Source organism: Streptomyces albipurpureus (assembly GCF_023701525.1).
In the GTDB taxonomy this organism is placed as follows: Bacteria; Actinomycetota; Actinomycetes; order Streptomycetales; family Streptomycetaceae; genus Streptomyces; species Streptomyces albipurpureus.
Genome location: NZ_JAMQAW010000079.1, coordinates 1 through 20,453, shown reverse-complemented (window position 1 = coordinate 20,453; position 20,453 = coordinate 1). Strand labels below are relative to the sequence as shown.

The window sequence follows — 20,453 nt, the reverse complement described above, 5'->3', positions numbered from 1 at the left end:
GCCAGCCCGTCACACGATCCCTGATCGCCTACGACCACTAATCACATCGGAATGAGTCGTCTAGGAGTGCGTGGAGTTCGAATCATGGGGCTGCTGTGAGGTGCTTCAGCCACATGATCGATCCTCGGAAGTGGGATCCCGCTTCGTAGCTTTCCGGGGATCTGCCATAGCGGGTGGCGAGTCCGCGCCAGGTTTTGATCTTCTCGAAACGGCGTTCCACAGTGTTGCCCTGCCGGTACCCGGTGCGGGTCGAAGGTGACGGGCCGGCCGTCGGCCGAGCCCCTTCTTCTGGAATTGGTGGCCTCATCGTTCTTCTCCGGGATACCGCTGTGATCCCCCGTGTGCGCAGACAGGTGCGGTTGACCTTTGACGAGTAGGCATTGTCGGCGGCCCCGCGCTGGGTCGGGTGCACGGGTGGCCGACCTGGAGCCTTCGCGAGGGTCCGGGCACGGCGCCGGCCCGCGCGCCGTTGCTCACATCGACCGTTCGCCGGTCGTCAACCGGTACGGAGTCAGAAACCGGAGACGCGGACAACGGTCACGGTGACGACGCTGGGGCTCACCTCGTAGCGGACGATCGCGATTCTGCCGATCGGGGCATCCCGCCGGTCCCGGCTCCCCCGGACCTCGCTGGAACCGCAGCCGTAGGGGTCTCGTGTGATGGCGGCGATCTTGGCGTCGAACACTTTGCGGTCCGCGGCCGAAAGCGCCTTACGACCCGCCTGCGCTACGTCGCTGTAGGCGAGGCGATAGTTCATCCGGCGCTCCGGTATTCGTCGTCACCGAGGTCTTCGGCGAAGGTGACGTCGGAGAAGTCTCCGGACCGGACGCGGCTGAGGAGGGCTTCTTCGGCCGCATCGTTCTCCGTGGGGATGTTCATCGCCCACCGACCCAGGGTGAACTGGATTTGATCAGGCGGCGTGTTCTCGATCTCGTGGATGAACTCGTCGCGCAGCTCTTCGGGCAGGGCCTCCCGTACACCGCGGATCGTGGCGGGTACCTGTACCGGTCCGCCCTCCATATACATGGTCTGCTGATGGCCAGCCATATGGGTTCCCAATCTGTCCTTGCGGGCGCTGTCCCTCGGCATCCTAGAAGTGTGGCGACTACCGGTGCACCCCTGTCGGCCCGGCGCGCGAGAACCGCCGGGAGCACGCAGCCAGGGCGTGCGCCCCCTGTGGGCGGCAGGCACGTTCAGGCAACAGACCGCAGGTCAAGGGTGGCGAAAGTCCATGGCAGCGGCAACACCCGCCTGCACACGTACTACGAGTGCCTCGGCTTCCGGCACGTCCGAACCGTCGAGACCATGCCGTCCTCCACCCGCCGCTCCCACACCGGGCTGGCCCACCGTATGGGGCTGCCGGTGTAGCCAGGGCGACCCACCGCGGATCGACCGATCCTCAGGCGGGCACCGTGAAGGGACCGCCAGTCGTAGTCGCCAGGCACGACCGGGTCTCTACCCGGTGCGGGCGATGCGGCATAGCTCGGTGCCGTGGTGGTCACCGCCCGCCTCCAAGCGCGGAGACGGCTGGGTTGTCACCTGTCTGTGGCACTGCTGGCGAATGCTGGAGCGATCCGCGCGCAGCGGGCCGCGTAGGTGGTGAGGTGCTGAGTGGTGAAGTGATGGAGATTCCAGTCCTCAGCTCGGACTTCGCCGCCGGGCCAGGTGTAGGCCCAGCCCGTCTTGCCTGACGCCAGTGTGATTTCGCGAAGGTCGTAGCGGTCGTCCTCGAAGAGATCGAGGATCCTCCACTCGGTGGGGGTGAGGTCGGTCAGCAGCAGTCCGGAAGCGGTGGCGTTGGGGGCTGGCACGAGTCCGGGGTAGACGCGGCTTTCGAGTGCGGCGGCGCGCCATCCGGGTGCGAGGGCTGGTATGCGCGCGGGTATGCGGCCTAGGAGCGCGGTGAGGACATCGTTGGCTTGGAGTGTTCCGTAGGTGAACAGAGTGGTGGGTGAGGGTGCGAGGCGGTTGGGGTGGCCAGCGGTCGCGGGGGTGGTCTGTGTGGTGGGGTGAGTCATGGTTCTCATCGTTGGCTGGGGAGGAACATGGCGTTGTACAGGGGAGATTCGGAAGCGTGTTTGATCTGTCCCATGATCGTATAGCCCCATCGGAGATAGGCATCGTGGGCGGGTTGGTTGTCGACGATGCAGGTCAGGGTGGTGATGGTCTCGGGGCGTGTGGCGATGATGGAGTCGTGGATCTTCCGCCCGAGGCCCTGACGCTGGGCCTGGGGGAGGACCATCAGCTCTCGGAGCCAGAAGACGTTTCCCTCGTTGGCGAGTTGGGAGAGGCTTGGGGGCCTGCGGGAGCCGAGTGAGGTCCACCAGGGTTTGTCGGCGGGGAGGGTCGCTCCGTGCACGTAGCCGACGATTCGGCCGTTGAGACGAGCGGTCACGGTCTCGAAGCCTTCTGTGGGGAAGGCGGCTTCCAGGCGGTCACGGAAGGAGCCGACTGAGAAGAACGGATTGTCGGTGTAGGCGGGTGTGTCGTAGACCGTGGCGTACACGTCGATCAGTTCGTCGGTGATCTCCTTGGCCGCTGTGCCGTCGTAGCGCTGGAACTCCGGAAACATGGCGCTCACCTCTTCCTGTCTTCCTTGGGGCTGGTTAGGCGACGAGTGCGTGGATCTGTTCGAGCAGGTCTTTCACGCCGCGGGCCCGGTGGTGGGGTGCCAGGCCGTCGCGGACGATCTCCAGCTGTGTGAGGGCCCTGTTGGAGGACATGCCGCCCTGCACCAGGCGGAGGGTTTCCTTGGTGGCGTCGATGCTGTGGTCGATATCGCCGGTGCCGATCGCCGCGGCGGACAGGCGGCCCAGGCACATCCCGCGGTTGCGCGAGTGCGCCACATCCTGAAGGCCTTCGGATGTCGCCAGGAGTTGCTGGGCGCGGCTTGACTGGCCGAGATCAAGGCGGCACATCCCCTCCAAGCACGTCAGTTCGGCGAGGTTCAGGAAGCTGGTCCAGTCGGGGTCGCGTTCCCCTGGTCCGTGTTCCCATTCTGTCCAAGCTCGTTTGATGGCGGCCTCGCAATTGAAACTGTCTCCGATCCGGGCATATCCCTGTGCCTCGCGGATCGCCAGCAGGGCCGCGACTCGCGCAGGTGCGTGCCATTCCTTGGAGTGGGCCTGGGCCAGGCGCGCGAAGCGTACGGCTTCTCTGCCCTTGTCCAGGTCGACCGCCTGGCGAGACATGATGCTGAGCGTGCGGCTGGCGAGCGCATCGTCACCGGTCAGCATGGCCGCGTTCAACGCCTCGGAGAAGTATTGTCTGGCCTGAGCCTGAAGTCCGGAGTCATAGCTGAACCAGCCCAGACTGGTGGTGAATTTACCCGCGACCGCGTGGAGCTGCCGGCCGAGGTTGTCGTCGTAGGTGCCGCGGTCGATCATGTGGTGCACCCAATGCAGATGCGCCCGCGTGGGCTTCCACAGACGATTACCGCCGAATTGCTGATCGATGGCGTCCATGTCGTCCGCCGCGTCCCGCAACAGATCCACTTCGGCCTGACCGATACGCCACTCCGCATTGCACTTTGCACCGGCCGTTGTGCGAGCCAGCCAGGGCGGTGGATCCTGATCGGCGAACGGGGCCAGCTCCCTCCGGGCGGGCAACAGCGGCACGGGCGATGCAGCTGGTTCCGCCGCAGAGGTTCGCGCTGACAGAGTCGACTCCGGTGTCGTGGGCTGATGGCCTTGCGGGTGGAGACCCAGTTCCTCAACGGGGCGCTGCCAGTACTCGGTCAGCACGGCACGAGCGTCGGGATACGGCCATGGACGCGGCTCTCGCCCCTCCCACTTTCGGTACTGGCGCACCGTGAACGTGGGCGCCGTGTCAACGCGACCTTCGTCGGCGAGGCGGAGCGCGAGCACGTTGAGGTCCTGGACCACCTTGTCCTGCGACCGGTGAAGGCTCTCGCGTAACCGCTTCATCTGACTCATGAACACCCCTCGTCCGCTGATTCCCTTTCACGGTAGCGGGCTGTCCACGCCCCGGAAGCCAATTCACCGACAAAACCGCAGGTGAGAGAACGCGCCCGGGACAGAGGGCCGGTAGAAGGACAGTCGAGGGCATGATGAAGACCCCTGCTGTTCCGGCAAAGGACCTGGCCAGACACACACCCCCTCCGCTGCACTAGGTGACGCCAAACGCACAGTGCGTGGCGAGGGTGACGTGTCAGGGAGGCTCCATGGGAATCCCCGCAGAACCAGGCGAACACAGAGAACTGTCCGCTTGGTTCGCCGAGGCCACACCTTCCCCCCGCGACGCACTCGAAGGGTGGCGCCGAAGCCCCAACGAGGCGCGCCGTCTCAACACGGGCATTACTTTCGACGCCGTGCTGGCCGAGGTGCCCCTCCTCGAACTCGCCCACTCGATCCTGCGCAGCTATGAGCAGCCGGTAGGGCCAGCCGTGACATACGACAACCTCGCCTGCGCCATCGTCCTAGTCCCCCGAGGCACCGCCATCCGTTGGGACGAGCTCATAGCCCCGACCGAATGGCCCCGGCACCCCCGTCGTCCGATCTGTCTCGGCCCGGGGCACGCGATCAAGATTCCTCCAATCTGTACAACTGCACCGTCTACCCGAGCCGTCGGCGTGATCGCGCGATGGCTGATACCACCCGGCGAGGACCTCCCGGTGACCGCCACTTCCATGCTCACAAGCCCCGCTCCCTTGGCACGGTGTCTCGTCGAAGCCCGCGCGGCCTACGCGCGTCAGACCGCCGGTCCTCAACCGACGCCCGTTGCGCAGAATCGCACCGGACTGCCCATCCTCAACACCATGACCTCATCCACGCGAACGCGCCTGCCCGCCTCGCCCCGTACCTCACGAACCGCAGACATCCGATCACCAGGCAGCGCAAGGGCCCCGGACCGGGCGGAATTTCGTCCTCAGGGCCTGCACAGATGATCTTCGTGGTGACGAGCGTGCTCGCGAACAACTCCCATGCCCCCTGCCGCTTCGACAAGAAGAGCGGTTGGGTGAGGCGCCCGAGCCCGGCGGCCCCTTGGCGCTACCTCCTCTGGAGCTCTCGTATGACCCCACCCGACCTGCTCAACCAGGCCCGACCATGGTGAGTCCCTTCACGCCACGGCGCACTCGGTCCGCGCTGCATACCTGCACGGCGCCACCAAACCCTGGGAACCAACCCACACGCCTGCCCCGCCTGCACAGAGGCATGCAAGGACCGGCCACTCCTGCCCTCAACGTCCGCGCCCTCAACGTCCGCGCCCTCAACTCCGCCACCGACAGTTCGCGCACGGGCCCGTTGCCGTACGGTCGGCCCGCCTCGGGCCTCCAGCCTCCCACTGCTGTGGTGCCCGCTGATAAACCCGACCGCAACTGTCAAGCCATGACCTCGCCGGCGCGCTCCGACAGTGCTGCGCCAGACCAGCCAAACCCGTTGACCAGTGCATCAGTGCTGTTGTGAGCGGAAGTCAGAACACTTTGTTCCGACGCCTCGCGAATCCGTCTCTACGGTTGCAACCTCGGAGCTTTGGCGAACAGCCAGTCCGGCAACACCCGGACCGCAATGCCCCGCTCAAGGGAGACCTGGGATGACGAACGCAGAAGCCTACCGACTGCCGCGCTGGCCGCGACTCCCGCCACCGGAACACGACCTGTGACGCGAGGCACCGGCAGGACGCACTCGCCCACCCGTCCTCTCTCCAGCACTTCGGCGTAGCCGCTCGCACCACCGCCAGGAACCGGTTCGAACCTCACCTCCCCTTCCCGCTTTCGGTCACAAGGACGTGATGCGCATGACCCCCGCCTGGCCTCCCCGATCCATCGACCACAAGGCTCTCGTGGTCGCCTACACCAACGTCCTGTCCTGGCCGCTGCATCTCGGCGGTGTGCCGGTGACCGAGGCGGGCATCGATGCGGCGCTGGACCGGTCGACACACGGTGTCTGGTCCGTGTTGTGCGAGGACCTTTTCGACGCCGTGGTCATGCCGGCCGACGCGGGCCGCAAAGTGGTGCTGGCGATGCAGCGGGGCAAGGATCACCAGGACGTCGGGGCCGTGGTCCCGTGCCTGCTGGCAGGCTCGTGGCGGATCTTCTTCGTCCAGGCCAGGACCGGGTCCGTGATTTCGGGTGCCCGGGTGCTGTCGGCGATGCAGCGGGTGGCCCTTCCGCCGACCGAGGGGTCACGGTGGGAAGTGCCGCCGTGGAGCCGCGCAGAGCCCCGCCGAATCGAACTGCCCAACGCACAGATCCTCGTGGGGTGGTTGAGCAGCCCCCCCGACGCAGCCGCGGCCCGCCGGTAGTCCCAGCAACCCGGTCCTGAGCAGCCCGCTGGCCCGTCGCCCCCTTGTCCTCCTCGACTACACCGCTGTTCCGACCTGTTCGGAGGGTCGCATGCCCACCACCCAAACCGCCGTCCTCTACTCCTGCGAACCCGATGCGGCCGCGGCCATCGCCGCGCTCGATAATCTGACCCGCTCCGCCGAGGCGCAGGGGTACGCCGTGCGGGCGGCCGTCGCCGATACGGCCGCACGGTGTGTCCCTCTGCCAGAGCGGCCCGGGTGGCGCAAACTCAAGCCGCTGTTGGCGGACCCCGCGCAGGATCGGTTGCTGGTGCGGTCGCAAACAAGGCTCGGCTGGGACGACGCCCACCGTGCGCGGGCGCTCGACTGGCTGTATGAGCAGAAGGTGGAGGTGCGGGCGACGGAGCCGGCCGCGTGGGAGACCGCTGACTGGATTCGCCTCTGGGCCAACGCGGAGTGCGGTCCCGCTTCAGCTCAAGCCGGGGCTCCTCCTCAGACACCAGCGCAAGGCATGTGTTGTGCGGTGTTCCCGGCGTTGGAGGCGAACGTCCGCGTGGCTCGCGGGTTGGCCTCGCAAGTTTTGCGGTCGTGGGTGCCGGTGCTGAACGGCGTCGACGTCGACATGGTGGTGCTGGCCGTGTCCGAGCTGGTCACCAACGCCGTCATCCACGGCTCCCGTCCCGGCGACCCCGTCGCCGTCAGTGTGGAACGCGACGAACGGACCCTTCGCGTCAGTGTGGAAGACCGGTCGGTCGCCTTGCCCTGCCCGCGCGCTGCGGGAGACGGGGAGGACTCCGGGCGCGGGTTGGGCCTCGTCGCGGCGAGCGCCGACCGCTGGGGAGTCATCCCGCGCACCGACGGCACCGGCAAACAGGTGTGGCTGCTCAACCACCTCGACCGAGCACACCACCGCCTGGTCGTCGCCGCCTGACACGGCCGACGAATCCCGTCGCCCATCCTGCTCTGGGAGCTTCTGTTATGACCTCTCCTCTGTCCTGGGTCGAGCTGGGACCGCCTCGCCGCCCTACCGCGCCCGCAGCCTCGGGTCTTCGGGCCTGGCTACGCCACACCGTCGGACCGATCCGTGCTCCTCGTCGGTCACACACGCCCCGACACCACGAGTTTGCCGAGGAGGCATTCACCGTTGACGAGGCGCTCGGCACGGTTCGCCTACTAGTGTCCTCCGACGGTTCCCTCCCGAGCGCGGAGGAGATTCACGCCGTGGCGCGGGCCTCGCTGGCCGGTCACGTGAGTGCCCTGGTCGCGACCCTGGAGCGGCAGCAGCGCCAGGGCCGGCGGTTCTCCTGGGAGCAAGGGCGGTTGATCGGTCGGGCCTGCCGCCACGCAGCCCGCCCGAGGCGCAACGAGGCGGGTACGGATGCGACGATCGACCTCGTGTGGCTCGCAGAACACGTTCAGGAGCTCGCAACGATGGTCGAGCAGTCGGCTGACGCGCCTGGTTCCCTTCGGTGGCGTCTGACTCGTGCGGGCGGTGCGTGATGAAGGCCGTCCTGTACGCGCACGAGCCGCGATGCCCGGAAGCGGTACCCGTTGACCGGGAGGCCGGGCGGGTCGGCGCGTGCCGCCCGGATCAGGGCTGGAGCTGGTGCAACGCCGGCGTTCTGCTCCCCACCGGGGGCGTCGTGGCCTTGCATGAGCCCTCGTCCGACAACCGGTTGAAGCGACTTGGTGGGGGGCTCGGTGCGCTGTCAGCTGGTCGTGCGCAGCATGTCGCGGGCGCGTTGGTCGAGTTGGGCGGCGGGGCGGATGTCGCGGTTGCGGAACTGGGCGAGGTCGGTGCGCAGGCGGGTGAGGGCTTTGCGGGTGCGGGCGGAGCGGACGCCGGTCATGTGGTCGAGGGCTTGGTGCCAGGTGGCGCAGGCTTGTTCGACGCTGCCTTGTTTGAGTTGTTGTTCGGCGCTGGCGACGAGGTCGAGGGCGACGATTCTGGCGTAGGTGCCCTGCGGTCGGGTGCGGGCGGCGCGGGCGTATTGGGTGGCGGCGGTTTGGTGGTCGCCGAGGGCTTCGTGGACTTTCGCGGTGCGGGAGTAGACGGATGCGGCGGGCGGTCCCCAGGCCAGGGCCCAGAACGGGATGTCGTCGCCCTGGTCGGCGGTGAGCAGTGTGTGGGCTGTCTCGGTTTCGGTGAGGGCGCGTTGGGTGTGTCCGGCTTTGGCCAGGGTGTGGGCGTGGACGATGCGGAAGAGGGCTTCGGTCGCGGGATCGACTTTGCCTTGGGCGCGGTTGAGGCCGGTCTCGGCGAGAGCGTTGCAGTGTTCGGGTCGGTGGATTTTGAGGCCCTGCATGGCCATGGTGCGCATGACGAATCCGTCGTGGCCGGTGACCCCGGATTCGACGGCGAGGGCGTAGGACTGCAGGTAGTAGCGCTGGGCGAGGCCTTGTTGTCCGGCGTCGTAGGACTTCCAGCCGAGCAGGTGCACGCCGCGGCTCGCGGCGGACAGCATCTGGGAGCGGGCCTCGGCGGTGCGGAAGCGGGCGCGGCACAGCGTGGCGACGTCGTCGCGCAGGTATTGGACAAGGGCGCTGCGTCCGTGGGCTCCTCCGTGGCGTTCGTCCATTTCGGTGAAGAAGTGGATCATGTCGCGGACGGCGGTGACTTCGGCCATGCCGATGGTGTGGCCGGTGTGGGCGGCGGCTGTTCGTTCGGCGATGTCCGTGACGTGGGTCAGGGGGAGGGCGGCTGCGGCGACCGAGTAGGCGGAGGTGGTCAGGAACTGGCGGCGTTCGATGTCGCACCTCCACATCGGGATCAGGGCGTCCAGCGGATCGGCTTCGAGGGACAGGCCCATGCTGTCATCGTCGTCCGGGGCTGCCGCGAGTCCGAGGTCGTGTGGGGTGAGCAGGCGTCCGAGGCGGCGGGACAGGGCGACGGCGAGGTAGCGGCCGGTGTTGGCGGCGGGGGTCGCGCCGGCGATCCAGTGCTCGACGGCGGATTTGTTGGTCCGCAGCGTCACACCGCATTCCGCGGCCACGGCGCGAACCGCTGCCGCCACAGCGTTGTAGGTCCACCCCGACTCGGCGACGAGGTTCTTCAGTTGGGTGTTCGGCGTGCGGATGGTCATCGAAGCACCTGCTCGTATACCGGATATACCGCGTGGTCTGCCTCTCACCGTACCGCTCAGGTGGGGGCGCGTAGTTATCTGACTACTGACCGGTTCCCCTCCTGCGAGAAGGAGTTCACCGCCCCGTTCCCGTGCGCCGCTGCTCCGTCCGTTCGCTTCGCGCATGCCGGCCGGGCACGGGGCCGGGTGCGGCCGCCTCCGGCCCGTTGCGCCGCTGTGATCCGGCACCGATCTCCCGACCAGGCACATCACCCGCACCGTTCGGAAGTCTCCCCCATGCAACCTGTTGCTCTTCCTCTCATTCCCTCCTCCCTGCGAGGGCCGGTCGGGGCTCGTGCCCGACAGCGGCTGGCTGCCGTCCGCTTCCGACTGCCGGGCCGCGGGCACCTTAAGCACGCTGTTGCGGTGAGCCAGGCGCTGCGAGCGGTGCGAAGCCTGCTGGCCACCGACGGGCCCCTGCCGCCGCAGGAATCCCTCCATGACCTCTACGGTCAGATGGCCGAGCACGGGCGGGCGTTTCTGGGCATCGTGGAGAGGCAGCAGCGGCGCGGCCGTGTACTCGCCTCCGGTGAGCGGCGGTTGCTCGCCCTCACCCGCGCCCGCGTGGAACAGTCGGCGTCGGTCGGGTCAGGGATCGCGGCGGTGGTTGAGCTCGTACAGGTCGCGGAGCTGGTCCACGACCTCGCCCTGCTGATACGACAGCATCGGCCTTTGCGTGCGCTGCGGCGACGGCTCGGACTGAGCGGGGGCGTCCGATGACCCGCGCCCACACCCCGGTGTGCCCTCTGTATGAGTCGCGTGACCACGACACGGCGCGGACCATGGCCGCCCACCCGCAACAGGGCTGGTGTGTTCGCTGCACCTCGTCGACGTCATGGGGCGCTGCGAAGGTGGCCAACCAGTGACCTCTGTAAGCCTTCTCGGGCAACGAGCCGACCTTGGTGGGGACTTCTCGACCATCGCGAACTCGGCGCGCGTGTATCAGCACCTGCTCGGAGGCTCCGCAGCCTACGCCGCCGACCGCACGGCCGCCGACGCCGTCTATGAGACCGCCGAGTGGCTCAGAACGGCCGCTCTCATCAATCGCGATTTCGGCGTGCTGTCGGTCAAGTGGTCCTTGGCCCACGGGGTGCGCCAGTTCCTTGACCTGGGCTGCGGCTACCCCGGTGCGGTCAACGTGCACGAGGTCACCGACACTGATCGGACCGGCTGCCCGGTCGTCTACGTGGACAACGATCCCGAGGTGTACGCGCATGCCAGATGCGAGTTGGACGAAGGGCCCGCAACCACCGTCGTCCACGCTGACTTCCTCGCCATGGACCAGCTCCTGGCCTGCGAAGCCGTGCGTACGGCGTTCGTCCCGGGTGCGCCCGTCGCGGTGCTCCTGCACGATGTGCTTCCGTGGTGCGCGGACGGTCCGGCCCTGGATCAGGCGATGGCCATGCTCCGTGCGTGGATGCCGGTCGGCAGCACCCTGTCCATCACCCACCTCACCGATCATTGGCACCACGCCACGATGCCCGACGTCACGGCGGCATTCGCCGGCCACGGTTTGCACGTTCACCCCCGCTCATCCGACGAGATCTCCGATCTGTTCGGCGACCTCGTCCAGCAGGACCCGGGGCTGACGGCCACCGGCCGGTGGCACGAGCACGGGCGATACGTCCACCACCCGCCGGAACACTCCGCAGCCTTCGCCGGAATCGCTGTCATACAAACCATCGTCCCCCACCACGGTGTACGAGACCGGACCGTCCTCGGACAACCGCAGCCTCTGCACTGCGAACGACACACCACACCCCAGAACGACATGGACAGGCGAACAGAACCCGTCCATGTAGCACCGAAAGGCCCTTTCATGGCAGCGAGTTGGACATCAAAGACACCCGCAAGGCTGATGGACATAGTCGACGACACCGGCGAACTCCTCCCCGACGGCCGTGTCGTCGCCCCACACCGGCCCGCCCCTGCCTCCTTGACGGGAGCGGCAGCATGACCCTGCACACCCCGTTCGAACACCACACCTCCACGACGCGGGCGCCGCGCGGCGGTCGACCACCGTAGAAGCCATGGGTGTGCCGGCGACTGCCCGCGACCCCGCACAGGTCCGGGCGCCCCTCCCTCGTCGGCATCACCCCTCCTCAGGGATCCATCCCTGCCAGCGCGTTGTTCCTCCCGGGTCGGGAGCAGCGGGTGGTGGGTGGTGGAGGAGCGAGGGTGCTCCCGGTGGTTCGTGTCGGCGTCGCGATCCGCACGAACCACCGGCCTGACCGTCCCCTGTCCGGGTGACGTGATCCATGGTCTCGTGCTGGTCGGTGGCCTGGTGGCCAGTGGTTCACGGTCAGCCGGGCCCGTTGATGTGACAGCGGCGACTCGATGGGTTCCACCGTGTGGTCACGGGGAGGCATACGGTCTATTCCCGTCAGTTCACCGGTGCGGGCGCTGAAGCACCCGGGCGCCGGGCAGAGCGGTCCCCCGTGCCCAAGCCGGGTCGGATGCCCGTGACGGGGCCCGGGCGCGGGGGACAACACCCGGCCCCTCGGCCGTTCTTCATTCCTTCTTTCCTGCGGCGCTCGCAGGGGGACTCTCACCCCCATGTGCCTCTTTTATCTGTCTTTGTTGTGGCAGAAGTGACCTTGTTCAGGAGAAGTCGATGACCGAGACGCTGTCGTCTCCTTTGCTCTCCGCTACCGCTATGCCCTCGGTGTCGTCCTGGGGGACGCCGGCGGGGGTACCCGTTTTCGTCCCGGAATCCTGGCGCGAATCCCTTCAGCAGCCTTCTGTCTCGGCGGACTTGGTGGCGCGGGCGGATTCGGTCCGGCGACGGCACCGTCACTGGACGGTGTCCGGCTGCGCCGAGGTTCCCGGCTGCTTCTACGCGGTGCTGGATGAGGGGGACGCGCGCACCCTACGTCGGATCGTTCTGCGGCATGGTTGGCCCGGCTACCGGCTCGTCGGCGGAGCGGGCGCCGAAGCGGCGATCGACATCGCGGTGAACGTGAGCGATCCCGCCCTGTTGCGTCGGCTGCTGCGGCTGGTCGACGAGGCGGTGGGGGAGGGTGACGCCCCTTGGTCGGGCTTGCCTCGGCTCACCAACCGGCTCATCGCCTTGGAGCAGGGTATCCCCGCGCTGCGTGCGATGGACACGAGCGGTTTTCCACGGAGGTTGGCGGATCGGGGGTCTTCCCTGCGGCGGGCTTCACCGCGTACGGAGGCGGTGGCCGCGGAAGTCCTCGCCGCGCAGGACCCACTCCTTCATTCCGGCTGGTGATCGCGGCCTCCGTGCCCTCTTCCCGCTGACGGTCCCCGACCACGTCAGCGTCGCTCTCCCGCCCCCTTCCACCAGCGCAGCTCTCCGCCGTTTCGACGCAGCATCCGAACCGGACCGACTCCCACCCACCCATCCGCCGCGCCGACTCGCCCCCTCTGCAACAGGGGGTGCCGGGCGCAGGCGCCGCAACGGCATCAAGGAACATGACGACCTACAAGCCTCAGAGCATGGCTGTGCTGAGGGAAGCACGGCAGCAGATGCTCGACCTGACGATGAGCGTGGAGCAGATCGCGGGCATGTTGGTACTGCATCACGGGCTGCGGCCCAGGGCTGCGTTCCGCCATGCCCTGGGTTGGACTCAGGAGGAGGCGGCCGAGCAGATCAACCGCCATTTGCCGGAGCATCAGGCTCTGTGGTCGACGCATGTCTCCCGGTACGAGTCATGGCCCACGGGCGGCCGGAAACCGGCCGGGAGGCATCTGGGCGCGATGGCCCGCGCCTACGGGACGTGCGTCGCGGACCTGTTGGATGACCTGGATCGCGCGGAACTCGGCGAGGAGCAGATCGGCGAGGTGCCGCGGGAGGTCGGGGAAGGCGCAGCTATGCGGGGTCGAGGTGCTGACGCGGGCGGGGTGGGGGCTGGAGAGCGGGCGGGGGGTTCGCGCACACTGGATGTCCTGGAGGATTGGGACATGCTGATGCGACGACGCACGCTTCTGGCCGCGGGCGGCACGGCCTCGGCCGCCTTGTTGGTGCCCACGCTGTCCGGGGCGGCGCTGCCGGAGGGGCCGGCGAACGCGCCGGTGTTGGAGGCGTGGGCGTCGTTGACGGATACGTATCGGCGGTTGGACAACCTGGCGGGTTCTGCCAGCGTGGTGGAGCAGGCGGGTGTGCATCATCGTCAGCTGGTGGACCGCTGGCAGGTGTCCAGTGGTGCGGATCGGGTGGGGTTGGCGGGCCTGGTGGCGGATTCGGGCGCGTTGATGGGGTGGTTGAGTGTGGATCGGGAGCGGTACAGGCAAGCGGGGGTGTACTACCGGCAGGTGGCGGAGGCGGCGCGGGAGGCCGGGGATGAGGGCATGTACGCGTATGTGGTCAGTCGGTGGTCGCGGGTGTTGGCCGAGTGCGGCCATCACCAGGACGCGTTGCGTTTCGCGGACGCCGCGTGTGCGGCGGCGGTGCGGGCGCATCCGGTGGTGCGGTCGTGGACGGCGGTCACCCGGGCGTATGTGCACGCGTGCCTGCGGGATGAACGGGCGTGCCGACAGGATCTGCGATCGGCACGCGCCTTGCTGGATTCCGCCGCGGGTCACGGCGAGCCGCCGCCGGCGTGTGTGCGGTTCTTCGACGCGGCGCATCTGGGGAAGTGGGTCGGTTACGCGTTGATGGAGTTGGGTTCGGTGCGGTGGACCCCGGCCGCGCGGCGCGCTTTGGACACGGCCGCGGCCAGTTGGTCGCGGGAGATGGTGCGGGGCGCCTCCGAGGTCAGTGCGGCGTGTGCGGCGGCGCGGATCGCCCAGGGGGAGATCGAGGAGGCCGTGGTCCTGACGCGACAGGCCTTCGACGTGGCCGCTCGCGCGGGCTCCCCGCGCAGCCTGCGCCGGGTCGCTGAGGTGCGGTCCCAACTCGCCCCCTATACCGATGTCCGCGCGGTGCGGGAGCTGGACGACTACCTGCTGAGTGGGGTGGGTAGCCTGCCGGGGTGACGCGCCGGGATGCCGCCCTGCTGCTGGTCCTTGGCGCTGTGTGGGGTGCTGTGTTCCCCCTGGCGTCCTTCGTCTTGGAGGAACTCGCCCCGGTTCCGGTGGCGGTCGTCCGCACCGGTCTGTCGGCACTGTTGCTGATCCCCCTGGCCGCCCGCAGCGGAGCACTCTGGCGGGCTTTGCGCCACCGACCGGGCCCGCTCCTCACCGCGTCCGTGCTCCAGATGGCCGTGCCCGTCCTGCTGCTCACCTCCGGCCAAGCCCAGGTGACGGCGGGGGTCGCGGGCGTCCTGCTGGGAACCCAACCCGTGTGGGCGGCCCTTCTGGCCACCGTCCTGGACCGGCAACTGGATCGGGCCACTACCTGGGGCGTCCTCGTCGGCGCCGCGGGCACCGTGGCCCTCTTCTGGAACGACCTGCACGGCCCCTCTACTCTCCTGGGCGGCACGCAACTGGTCGCCGCAGCAGCCTGCTACGCCGCCGGCGCCCTCTACATCCAGCGCGCGATGCCCGACGTCCCGCCCCTCGTGGTAGCCGCCACCGTCTGCTCCGTCAGCTGCCTGCTTCTCGCCCCCGCCCTGGCGTTCACACCCCTCCAGGTCCCCAGTGGGGCGGTCGGGGTGTGGCTCATCGTGTTGGGAACCGTGGCGACCGGCGGAGCCCTGGTCCTGTTCTACACCCTCGTCGACCGCATCGGAGCGGTGCGAGCCAACCTCGCCGCCTACCTCGCCCCCGGCTTCGCCGTCCTCTACGACATACCCCTAGGACACCAACCCACCCCCAGCACCCTCACCGGCCTCGCCCTCATCCTCACCGCCTCCGCCCTCGCCACCCACCCCTCACCACGCACCACCACCGCAACCGCAGAGCACGGATGACAACCTGCGGCTTACACAAGGGGCCCCTGCACGTCATCTCCCTGGCGCTTTCGCTGTCCCTTGGAACTCAGAACCCGCGGAACACACCGTGGTCGTCAGCTGCGCCAGTGAACTCCTCGAAGTCCATGTTCGCGCTCGCCAGGTTGTTCTCGATGCTCCACAACTCGACGGCCACCACACGCAAGCGCCCCCCGCTTCGTGTGTCCATCACGAGCAGGGGGAGTTCGGGCGAGGTGACCGTGGCCCCATCTGCCAAAACAAGAAGGGGGTGCTGGTAGTCCGGCGGAATCAGGTCGAGGGCTTGGTCGGGTGTCAGGCCCTCGTAATGCCGGTCTTCGACCAGGGCGACGTCAGCTGAAAAGCCGTCGGTGCTGGGCGTGACCAGCGCCGCCCGCAGAGCGTTCCAGGCACGGTTCGCCGAGAAGTCGGTGCGCACGACGAGTGCTTCCACGGTGCAGGGAAACTGCTTCATGCGCGGACGGTATCGCCGTCCCTGACCATGTCGCGAGGTCATCCTTGCGACAGGAAGTGGGCCGGGCGGCGGCTCCGTGTCAAAAGGCGCTGCCGTGTGGGGTTCACGGTGTCATGTCGGCCGTCTCTCATTCCTCGTTGGTGCAGCTCAGCGGGCCAGGTGATGGCAGCTGAGGGTGTGTGTGTCCGTCATGGTGTTGGGTGGTAGGGGGAAGCAGAATCATGCGGGCCAGGCCGATGTGCTCCTCAAGCGTGGCATCGAAGACCGCGGTCGGCGGATCTTGGAAGGTGCCTGACGGCGACTGTCCGGCCCCTCTGCTGCGCTTGGCGAGCCTGTGTACGGGAGACAGCGCGTGTTCACCACCTTGCAGACCTTCCCGGTACGGGCTTTCCCACCGGGACTGGTGACGGACGGTCCTGCTGCTGAATGCCGGTGCCTTAAGGCCCCGCCAACGCTGGCAGTGCCCGCAGCACCGCCACGGGGTCATCGACCGGGCGGGGCAGCGAAGGCGTGAGGCCGTGCGATGCCGACGAGCCTGGAGCGGTCTGTGACAGGTGAACTGTCCGCTGTCGAGCCGGTCGTCGGGGTGCACGCCCTCGGTTGTTGTGACGGGCGTTCCCCCACGGCCGGATCCCGTGCCGAGGATGCCCCGGCGACCCCCTTCTTCTCCATTCCCTGGACGATGAGAGACCTGACCTGATGCACCACGATCCGATCGCCCTGCTCGCGACGGGACCCTTCATCCTCGCGGCCCTGGTAGCTGTCTGGGTGGGATGCCTCCTGGTGCGTTCCCGCCGACAGGCGGCACGGCTGGAGGATGAACTCGCCTCAGGTGAACGAGTGTTGGCGTCGGTGGTGGCCCAAGGGTTGTCAGCGACGGCAGCACAGATCACGAGGGCCGTTCACCCTCCCCTTTCAGAAGGGCTGCGGGACACCGCCTTCGCGGGGCATCTCCACACGCTGGCGCGGCAGCATCTGAACGCGGTGGAAGGGGCGCGGGCAGAGGGGGCCGCGCAGGCCGCCGCGGGAGGGAGCACGGAGGTGATCGCGTGTGTGGCCCCGCGGCTGCACGCCCTGGCGACACGGGCGCTCGGTGTTCTGGATCAGTTGGAGAACGATACAGAGGACCCTGACCGGCTGCAGGCCTTGTTCCGGGTGGATCACGCGACCACGCTGACCCGCCGGTACACGGAGAGCCTGATGGTCGTGGGCAAGCACGGCTTTCCACCGAGCCGAGAGCCCGTCCTGCTGCCGACCGTGCTGCGGCAAGCCGTGGCGGAGACCGAGCAGTACAGCCGAGCACGAATCGTCGGATGGCTCCGCGAGACGATCATCATCCCGGCCCACGCCGGACCGGCGGTCATCCATCTCCTCACCCAGTTGATCGACAACGCCCTGCGGTTCAGTCGCGAGCCGGTTTCGATGCGCACCACCTGGGTCGCCAACGGGTTGGCGATCGAGGTGGAAGACCGCGGGCTGCACATGAGCGCACAGACACTGGACTGGGCCAACCACCTGCTGTCGCGTCCTGACCAGGTGGATGTCCGTCAGCAGTTGGCAGACGGCCGGATCGGCCTGCTGGTGACGGCGCTGCTGGCGGCGGAGTACGGCATCCACGTCGAGCTGCGGCAGAACGTTTTCGGCGGTACGACCGCGCTCGTCGTACTCCCCCATGAACTCGCTGTCGTCACCGAGGAGGCGTCCGCCCTCGCCGCGGGCGCATCGGCCGATGCTGGTGATGCCGTTGAGCCGCAGGGCGCTGTTGCGCAGCCTTCTGGGATGCGGGCCCGCGAGACCGGTTCCGTACCTGTGTCCTCGCCGCCGGTGTCGGCGAGTGTTCAGCCTCCGGCAGGCGTGCTGCCTCAGCGTCGGCGCCCGACGCCGCCAGGTGGGCGGATGACGGATTCGGGCGATGTGCCGGAGCTTCCCCGGCGCGAGCGCACCCGCGCTACTTCCCGTGCCGTGTCACCGACACCCGATGCCGACTCCCCCGCGGTGGAGGGTCCGCTGCCTGCGTTCGATCTGATGGCCCAGTTCACGGCAGGACTCCACCGGCCCGACCAGCACCCGGGCGACGTCACGCACTGACACGCCCACCTGGCCGTCCTTGCAGATCACCCCCCGACGAGCGCCTTGACGAACGCACCCACGATGGAAGGTAGGACGACATGACGAACGGTCGCCGTATGATGGCCCACCAGGTCGACGAGATGACCTGGCTCCTGGACGCCTTCGTGCAACGGGTCGGTCACCAGGCCCGGGCGATCCTTGCCACCCGGGACGGCCTGACCCAGTGCTACTCCGGACTCGAGCGGGACGCGGCGCACAGCCTGGGAGCTCTCGTCTCCGGGGTGAACTCCCTGGGCAACGGCGCCGCCGACATCCTGGCCATGCCATCGGGCAGGGTCCGCCAGACCGTCATCGAGCACGACGGATTCCTGCTGTTCGTCACCAGCGCGGGGGAGGGCACCCTCCTGGCCGTGGCAACCACCCCTGAAGCGCGTGCCGGAGTGGTGGGGCATGAGATGGGCCAACTGGTCCGCAGTGTCGGTGAGCACCTGAACAGCTCTGACCGCAACGCCGACACGACCACGGACCGTGGAGGGCGTTGAGATGCGGACCCTCATGGTGCGCAGTGCCCTGGAGACGAGGGTGCGCCCTTACGGGCTGACCCGGGGGCGTACGGCACCCAAGCACCGGCTGCGGCCGGAGTCGCTGCTCCAAACAGGTGCCCCCTGTGATCAGTCGGCGCCGGAAGAGCGGGCGGCGATCGAGCTGTGCAACCGCCCGCGGTCGGTGGCAGAGATCTCCGCCACCCTCCAACTCCCCTTACAGGTCACCAAAGTCATCGTGTCGGATTTGGTCGACCGGGGCGCGCTGGACCTCACGGTTCCGCCCGAGGCGGCGCAGAACAGTCCGCAGGTCATGGAGGCGGTCCTGGCCGGCCTGCGTACGAAGTGGAAGCTGTAGTGGGCGGGCAGGAGGCGAGGACCGTAGCGGGTCCGGCGTCGCTGAAGATCGTGGTCGCGGGCGGTTTCGGGGCGGGGAAGACGACGCTGATCGGCGCGGTCAGTGAGATCAAGCCCTTGCGGACCGAGGAGGTCCTCACCACTGCCAGCACGGGGGTGGACCATCTCCACGGGGTAGAGGCCAAGACGACGACGACCGTGTCCATGGACTTCGGCCGCATCACCTTCGACGAACCACTCCCGATGGTGCTGTTCCTGTTCGGCACGCCCGGGCAAGAACGGTTCGAGTCCCTGTGGGACGACCTGACCCTCGGGGCACTCGGGGCCGTCGTACTGGCCGACACCCGCCGCCTGTCGGACTCCTTCACCGCCGTCGACTACTTCGAGTCCCGCGGCCTGCCATTCCTCATCGCCGTCAACGAGTTCGACGGGGCCCACCGCTACAGCACCACCGCCGTCAGGGCCGCACTCGACCTCGACCCGCACGTGCCCGTGATGCCGTGCGACGCCCGCCAGGGCCAGTCCGCGGCTCAGGTCCTGATCCGGCTCATCGAACACCTCCAGAGCACCGACCACACCGCGCGGACCGTCCGGTCCGACCAGCCCACCCCAGCTTCGTCGGCTACCGCAGGAGTCCAGCCGTGACCGACCACTCTGTATCCGAGTCCGCCGACAACTGGCCGCTTCCCGCCACATCACCGGTGCTGCGCCTGCGACGCCTGCGGGAACTCGGCCTGCAGTTGGCACCCAGCGGCACCCTCGACGCGTTCGCCAGCCGTCTCGCCACCGACGCCGACGCCCCCTACGCCATGGTCAACTTCATCGGCGACCGCCAGTTCTTCGCTGGCCTGCACAACCCCCCGGACGGCAGCGACCTCCCCAGGGTCGCCCGGACGATGACCCTCGACCAGGGGTACTGCCCCAGCCTCATGACCCGCCGCAAAGCCCTCGTCCTCACCGACGTGTACGCCTCCCCCCGCTTCGCGGGCAACCCGGTCGTCGACCAGATCGGCATCCGCTCCTACGCCGGCGCGCCCCTCATCGACGACCAAACCGGCATCGCCTTCGGCACCATCTGCGTCGTCGACATCACCCCCCGCCCCGAACACACCGGCCAAGCCACCCTCAACCTCATCAAAGAACGCCGGGACGAGCTCCTGGAGTTCTTCCGCCAGCACTCCCCCCTCCCCCACCAGCAACACCAGCCCTAGTCACCACCACCAACCGGGAGGGGCCACGTGTCCACGGGAACACCCACCGAAGACCACCAACTGCTACGTCGAACAGTGCGGGACTTCGCCCAATCCGAGATCGCACCCCGCATCACCCACATGGAGGCCACCGGGCAGATCGAACGCGATCTCGTCACCGCCATGGCCCGCCAAGGGTGGATCGGCGTCACCATCCCCGCCGCCTATGGCGGCATGGACGCAGGTCACGTCGCCAAGACCGTCATCATCGAGGAACTGTCCCGTGTCAGCGCCGCGATGGGAGCGGCGGCCCAAGCGTCCATGCTCGGCGTCGCGAAGATCCTCCACCTCGGCAACGACGAGCAGCAGCACACCTGGTTGCCACAGATCGCCGAAGGCGTCTGTCTGCCGACGATCGCGGTCACCGAGACCGAGTCCGGTGGGCACGTCCTGGGGATGCGCTCCCGCGCCCGCCGCACCGGGAGCGGCTGGGTGGTGACCGGGCGCAAGGTCTACATCGGCAACTCCCACCTCGGCCACCTCCACGGGGTCATCGTCTGTTGGGCGACGCTGAAAATGCCGACGGAAGCGGCATTGAAGATGCCGATGAGTGAGGATGCGGA

23 protein-coding genes and 1 pseudogene are annotated in these 20,453 nt (G+C 68.2%); 17 read left to right on the top strand and 7 right to left on the bottom strand.

The annotated features are described in order from the left end of the window. Window positions 1-511 precede the first annotated feature (511 nt). Both NBG84_RS36105 and NBG84_RS36100 read right to left on the bottom strand, forming a co-directional pair. On the bottom strand, window positions 512-757 hold the full coding sequence (locus NBG84_RS36105; RefSeq protein ID WP_250923930.1) for a hypothetical protein: 246 nt from the start codon (window positions 755-757) through the stop codon (window positions 512-514). Then, window positions 754-1,089, bottom strand: a complete 336-nt coding sequence (locus NBG84_RS36100; RefSeq protein WP_250923929.1) for a hypothetical protein — start codon at window positions 1,087-1,089, stop codon at window positions 754-756. The genes NBG84_RS36105 and NBG84_RS36100 overlap by 4 nt, the downstream gene beginning before the upstream one ends. Before the next feature lie 129 nt (window positions 1,090-1,218). Between NBG84_RS36100 and NBG84_RS36095 the strand changes: the two genes are divergently transcribed. Next, on the top strand, window positions 1,219-1,368 hold the full coding sequence (locus tag NBG84_RS36095; protein WP_250923928.1) for a hypothetical protein: 150 nt from the start codon (window positions 1,219-1,221) through the stop codon (window positions 1,366-1,368). A gap of 167 nt (window positions 1,369-1,535) precedes the next feature. Here the strand turns inward: NBG84_RS36095 and NBG84_RS36090 are convergent, their stop codons facing one another. From NBG84_RS36090 to NBG84_RS36080, 3 genes are read right to left on the bottom strand one after another with little or no spacing between them, the layout of a single operon-like run. After that, the gene (locus NBG84_RS36090) at window positions 1,536-2,018 is read right to left on the bottom strand and encodes a gamma-glutamylcyclotransferase family protein (protein ID WP_250923927.1); all 483 of its coding nucleotides are present in this window, start codon (window positions 2,016-2,018) and stop codon (window positions 1,536-1,538) included. 5 nt (window positions 2,019-2,023) lie between these two features. After that, the gene (locus NBG84_RS36085; RefSeq protein WP_250923932.1) at window positions 2,024-2,572 is read right to left on the bottom strand and encodes a GNAT family N-acetyltransferase; all 549 of its coding nucleotides are present in this window, start codon (window positions 2,570-2,572) and stop codon (window positions 2,024-2,026) included. Between the two features lie 34 nt (window positions 2,573-2,606). Further along, complete coding sequence (locus tag NBG84_RS36080) at window positions 2,607-3,926, bottom strand: NsdA family TPR-like regulatory protein (RefSeq protein WP_486679384.1); 1,320 nt, start codon at window positions 3,924-3,926, stop codon at window positions 2,607-2,609. Window positions 3,927-5,757: 1,831 nt separating this feature from the next. Here NBG84_RS36080 and NBG84_RS36070 point away from each other — a divergent pair. From NBG84_RS36070 to NBG84_RS41705, 4 genes and pseudogenes are all read left to right on the top strand, one after another. Further along, complete coding sequence (locus NBG84_RS36070; protein ID WP_250923924.1) at window positions 5,758-6,264, top strand: hypothetical protein; 507 nt, start codon at window positions 5,758-5,760, stop codon at window positions 6,262-6,264. 91 nt (window positions 6,265-6,355) lie between these two features. Continuing rightward, entirely contained in the window at window positions 6,356-7,195 is an 840-nt protein-coding gene (locus NBG84_RS36065) for an ATP-binding protein (RefSeq protein ID WP_250923923.1), read from the top strand. Between the two features lie 290 nt (window positions 7,196-7,485). Beyond that, window positions 7,486-7,764: a hypothetical protein gene (locus NBG84_RS36060; protein ID WP_250923922.1), complete on the top strand. Its 279-nt coding sequence runs from the start codon at window positions 7,486-7,488 to the stop codon at window positions 7,762-7,764. After that, window positions 7,764-7,907: pseudogene (locus tag NBG84_RS41705) on the top strand (DUF5999 family protein); the annotation flags it as partial. The gene NBG84_RS36060 and the pseudogene NBG84_RS41705, both read left to right, overlap by 1 nt. Window positions 7,908-7,973: 66 nt before the next feature. Here NBG84_RS41705 and NBG84_RS36055 read toward each other — a convergent pair. After that, on the bottom strand, window positions 7,974-9,347 hold the full coding sequence (locus NBG84_RS36055; RefSeq protein WP_250923921.1) for a tetratricopeptide repeat protein: 1,374 nt from the start codon (window positions 9,345-9,347) through the stop codon (window positions 7,974-7,976). Between the two features lie 405 nt (window positions 9,348-9,752). Between NBG84_RS36055 and NBG84_RS36050 the strand changes: the two genes are divergently transcribed. From NBG84_RS36050 to NBG84_RS36030, 6 genes are all read left to right on the top strand, one after another. Beyond that, window positions 9,753-10,106, top strand: a complete 354-nt coding sequence (locus NBG84_RS36050; protein ID WP_250923920.1) for a hypothetical protein — start codon at window positions 9,753-9,755, stop codon at window positions 10,104-10,106. Next, a complete protein-coding gene (locus tag NBG84_RS41700; protein ID WP_425608764.1) occupies window positions 10,103-10,252 on the top strand; it encodes a DUF5999 family protein in 150 nt (49 codons plus the stop codon). Before NBG84_RS36050 ends, NBG84_RS41700 begins: the two co-directional genes overlap by 4 nt. Beyond that, window positions 10,249-11,343, top strand: coding sequence for an SAM-dependent methyltransferase (locus tag NBG84_RS36045; protein ID WP_250923919.1), 1,095 nt, complete (start codon window positions 10,249-10,251; stop codon window positions 11,341-11,343). Before NBG84_RS41700 ends, NBG84_RS36045 begins: the two co-directional genes overlap by 4 nt. 657 nt (window positions 11,344-12,000) lie before the next feature. Further along, window positions 12,001-12,618: a hypothetical protein gene (locus NBG84_RS36040; RefSeq protein WP_250923918.1), complete on the top strand. Its 618-nt coding sequence runs from the start codon at window positions 12,001-12,003 to the stop codon at window positions 12,616-12,618. A 203-nt stretch (window positions 12,619-12,821) separates the two neighbouring features. Beyond that, complete coding sequence (locus NBG84_RS36035; protein WP_250923917.1) at window positions 12,822-14,324, top strand: helix-turn-helix domain-containing protein; 1,503 nt, start codon at window positions 12,822-12,824, stop codon at window positions 14,322-14,324. Next, window positions 14,321-15,199, top strand: a complete 879-nt coding sequence (locus NBG84_RS36030) for a DMT family transporter (RefSeq protein WP_250923916.1) — start codon at window positions 14,321-14,323, stop codon at window positions 15,197-15,199. Before NBG84_RS36035 ends, NBG84_RS36030 begins: the two co-directional genes overlap by 4 nt. A 67-nt stretch (window positions 15,200-15,266) precedes the next feature. On the opposite strand, the gene NBG84_RS36025 is transcribed toward NBG84_RS36030, so the two are convergent. Continuing rightward, complete coding sequence (locus tag NBG84_RS36025; protein WP_250923915.1) at window positions 15,267-15,671, bottom strand: DUF6924 domain-containing protein; 405 nt, start codon at window positions 15,669-15,671, stop codon at window positions 15,267-15,269. 699 nt (window positions 15,672-16,370) lie between these two features. On the opposite strand from NBG84_RS36025, the gene NBG84_RS36020 reads away from it, so the two are divergent. From NBG84_RS36020 to NBG84_RS35995, 6 genes are all read left to right on the top strand, one after another. Continuing rightward, on the top strand, window positions 16,371-17,759 hold the full coding sequence (locus NBG84_RS36020; protein WP_250923914.1) for a sensor histidine kinase: 1,389 nt from the start codon (window positions 16,371-16,373) through the stop codon (window positions 17,757-17,759). Window positions 17,760-17,839: 80 nt separating this feature from the next. Then, window positions 17,840-18,283: a roadblock/LC7 domain-containing protein gene (locus NBG84_RS36015; RefSeq protein WP_250923913.1), complete on the top strand. Its 444-nt coding sequence runs from the start codon at window positions 17,840-17,842 to the stop codon at window positions 18,281-18,283. A gap of 1 nt (window position 18,284) precedes the next feature. Beyond that, complete coding sequence (locus NBG84_RS36010; protein ID WP_250923912.1) at window positions 18,285-18,641, top strand: DUF742 domain-containing protein; 357 nt, start codon at window positions 18,285-18,287, stop codon at window positions 18,639-18,641. Continuing rightward, entirely contained in the window at window positions 18,641-19,285 is a 645-nt protein-coding gene (locus NBG84_RS36005) for a GTP-binding protein (RefSeq protein WP_250923911.1), read from the top strand. The genes NBG84_RS36010 and NBG84_RS36005 overlap by 1 nt, the downstream gene beginning before the upstream one ends. Further along, window positions 19,282-19,851 (top strand): GAF domain-containing protein, encoded by a 570-nt coding sequence (locus NBG84_RS36000; protein ID WP_425608762.1) that lies wholly within the window; start codon window positions 19,282-19,284, stop codon window positions 19,849-19,851. Before NBG84_RS36005 ends, NBG84_RS36000 begins: the two co-directional genes overlap by 4 nt. Window positions 19,852-19,878: 27 nt before the next feature. Further along, a partial coding sequence (locus tag NBG84_RS35995) for an acyl-CoA dehydrogenase family protein (protein WP_250923910.1) occupies window positions 19,879-20,453 on the top strand: 575 nt, incomplete at its 3' end.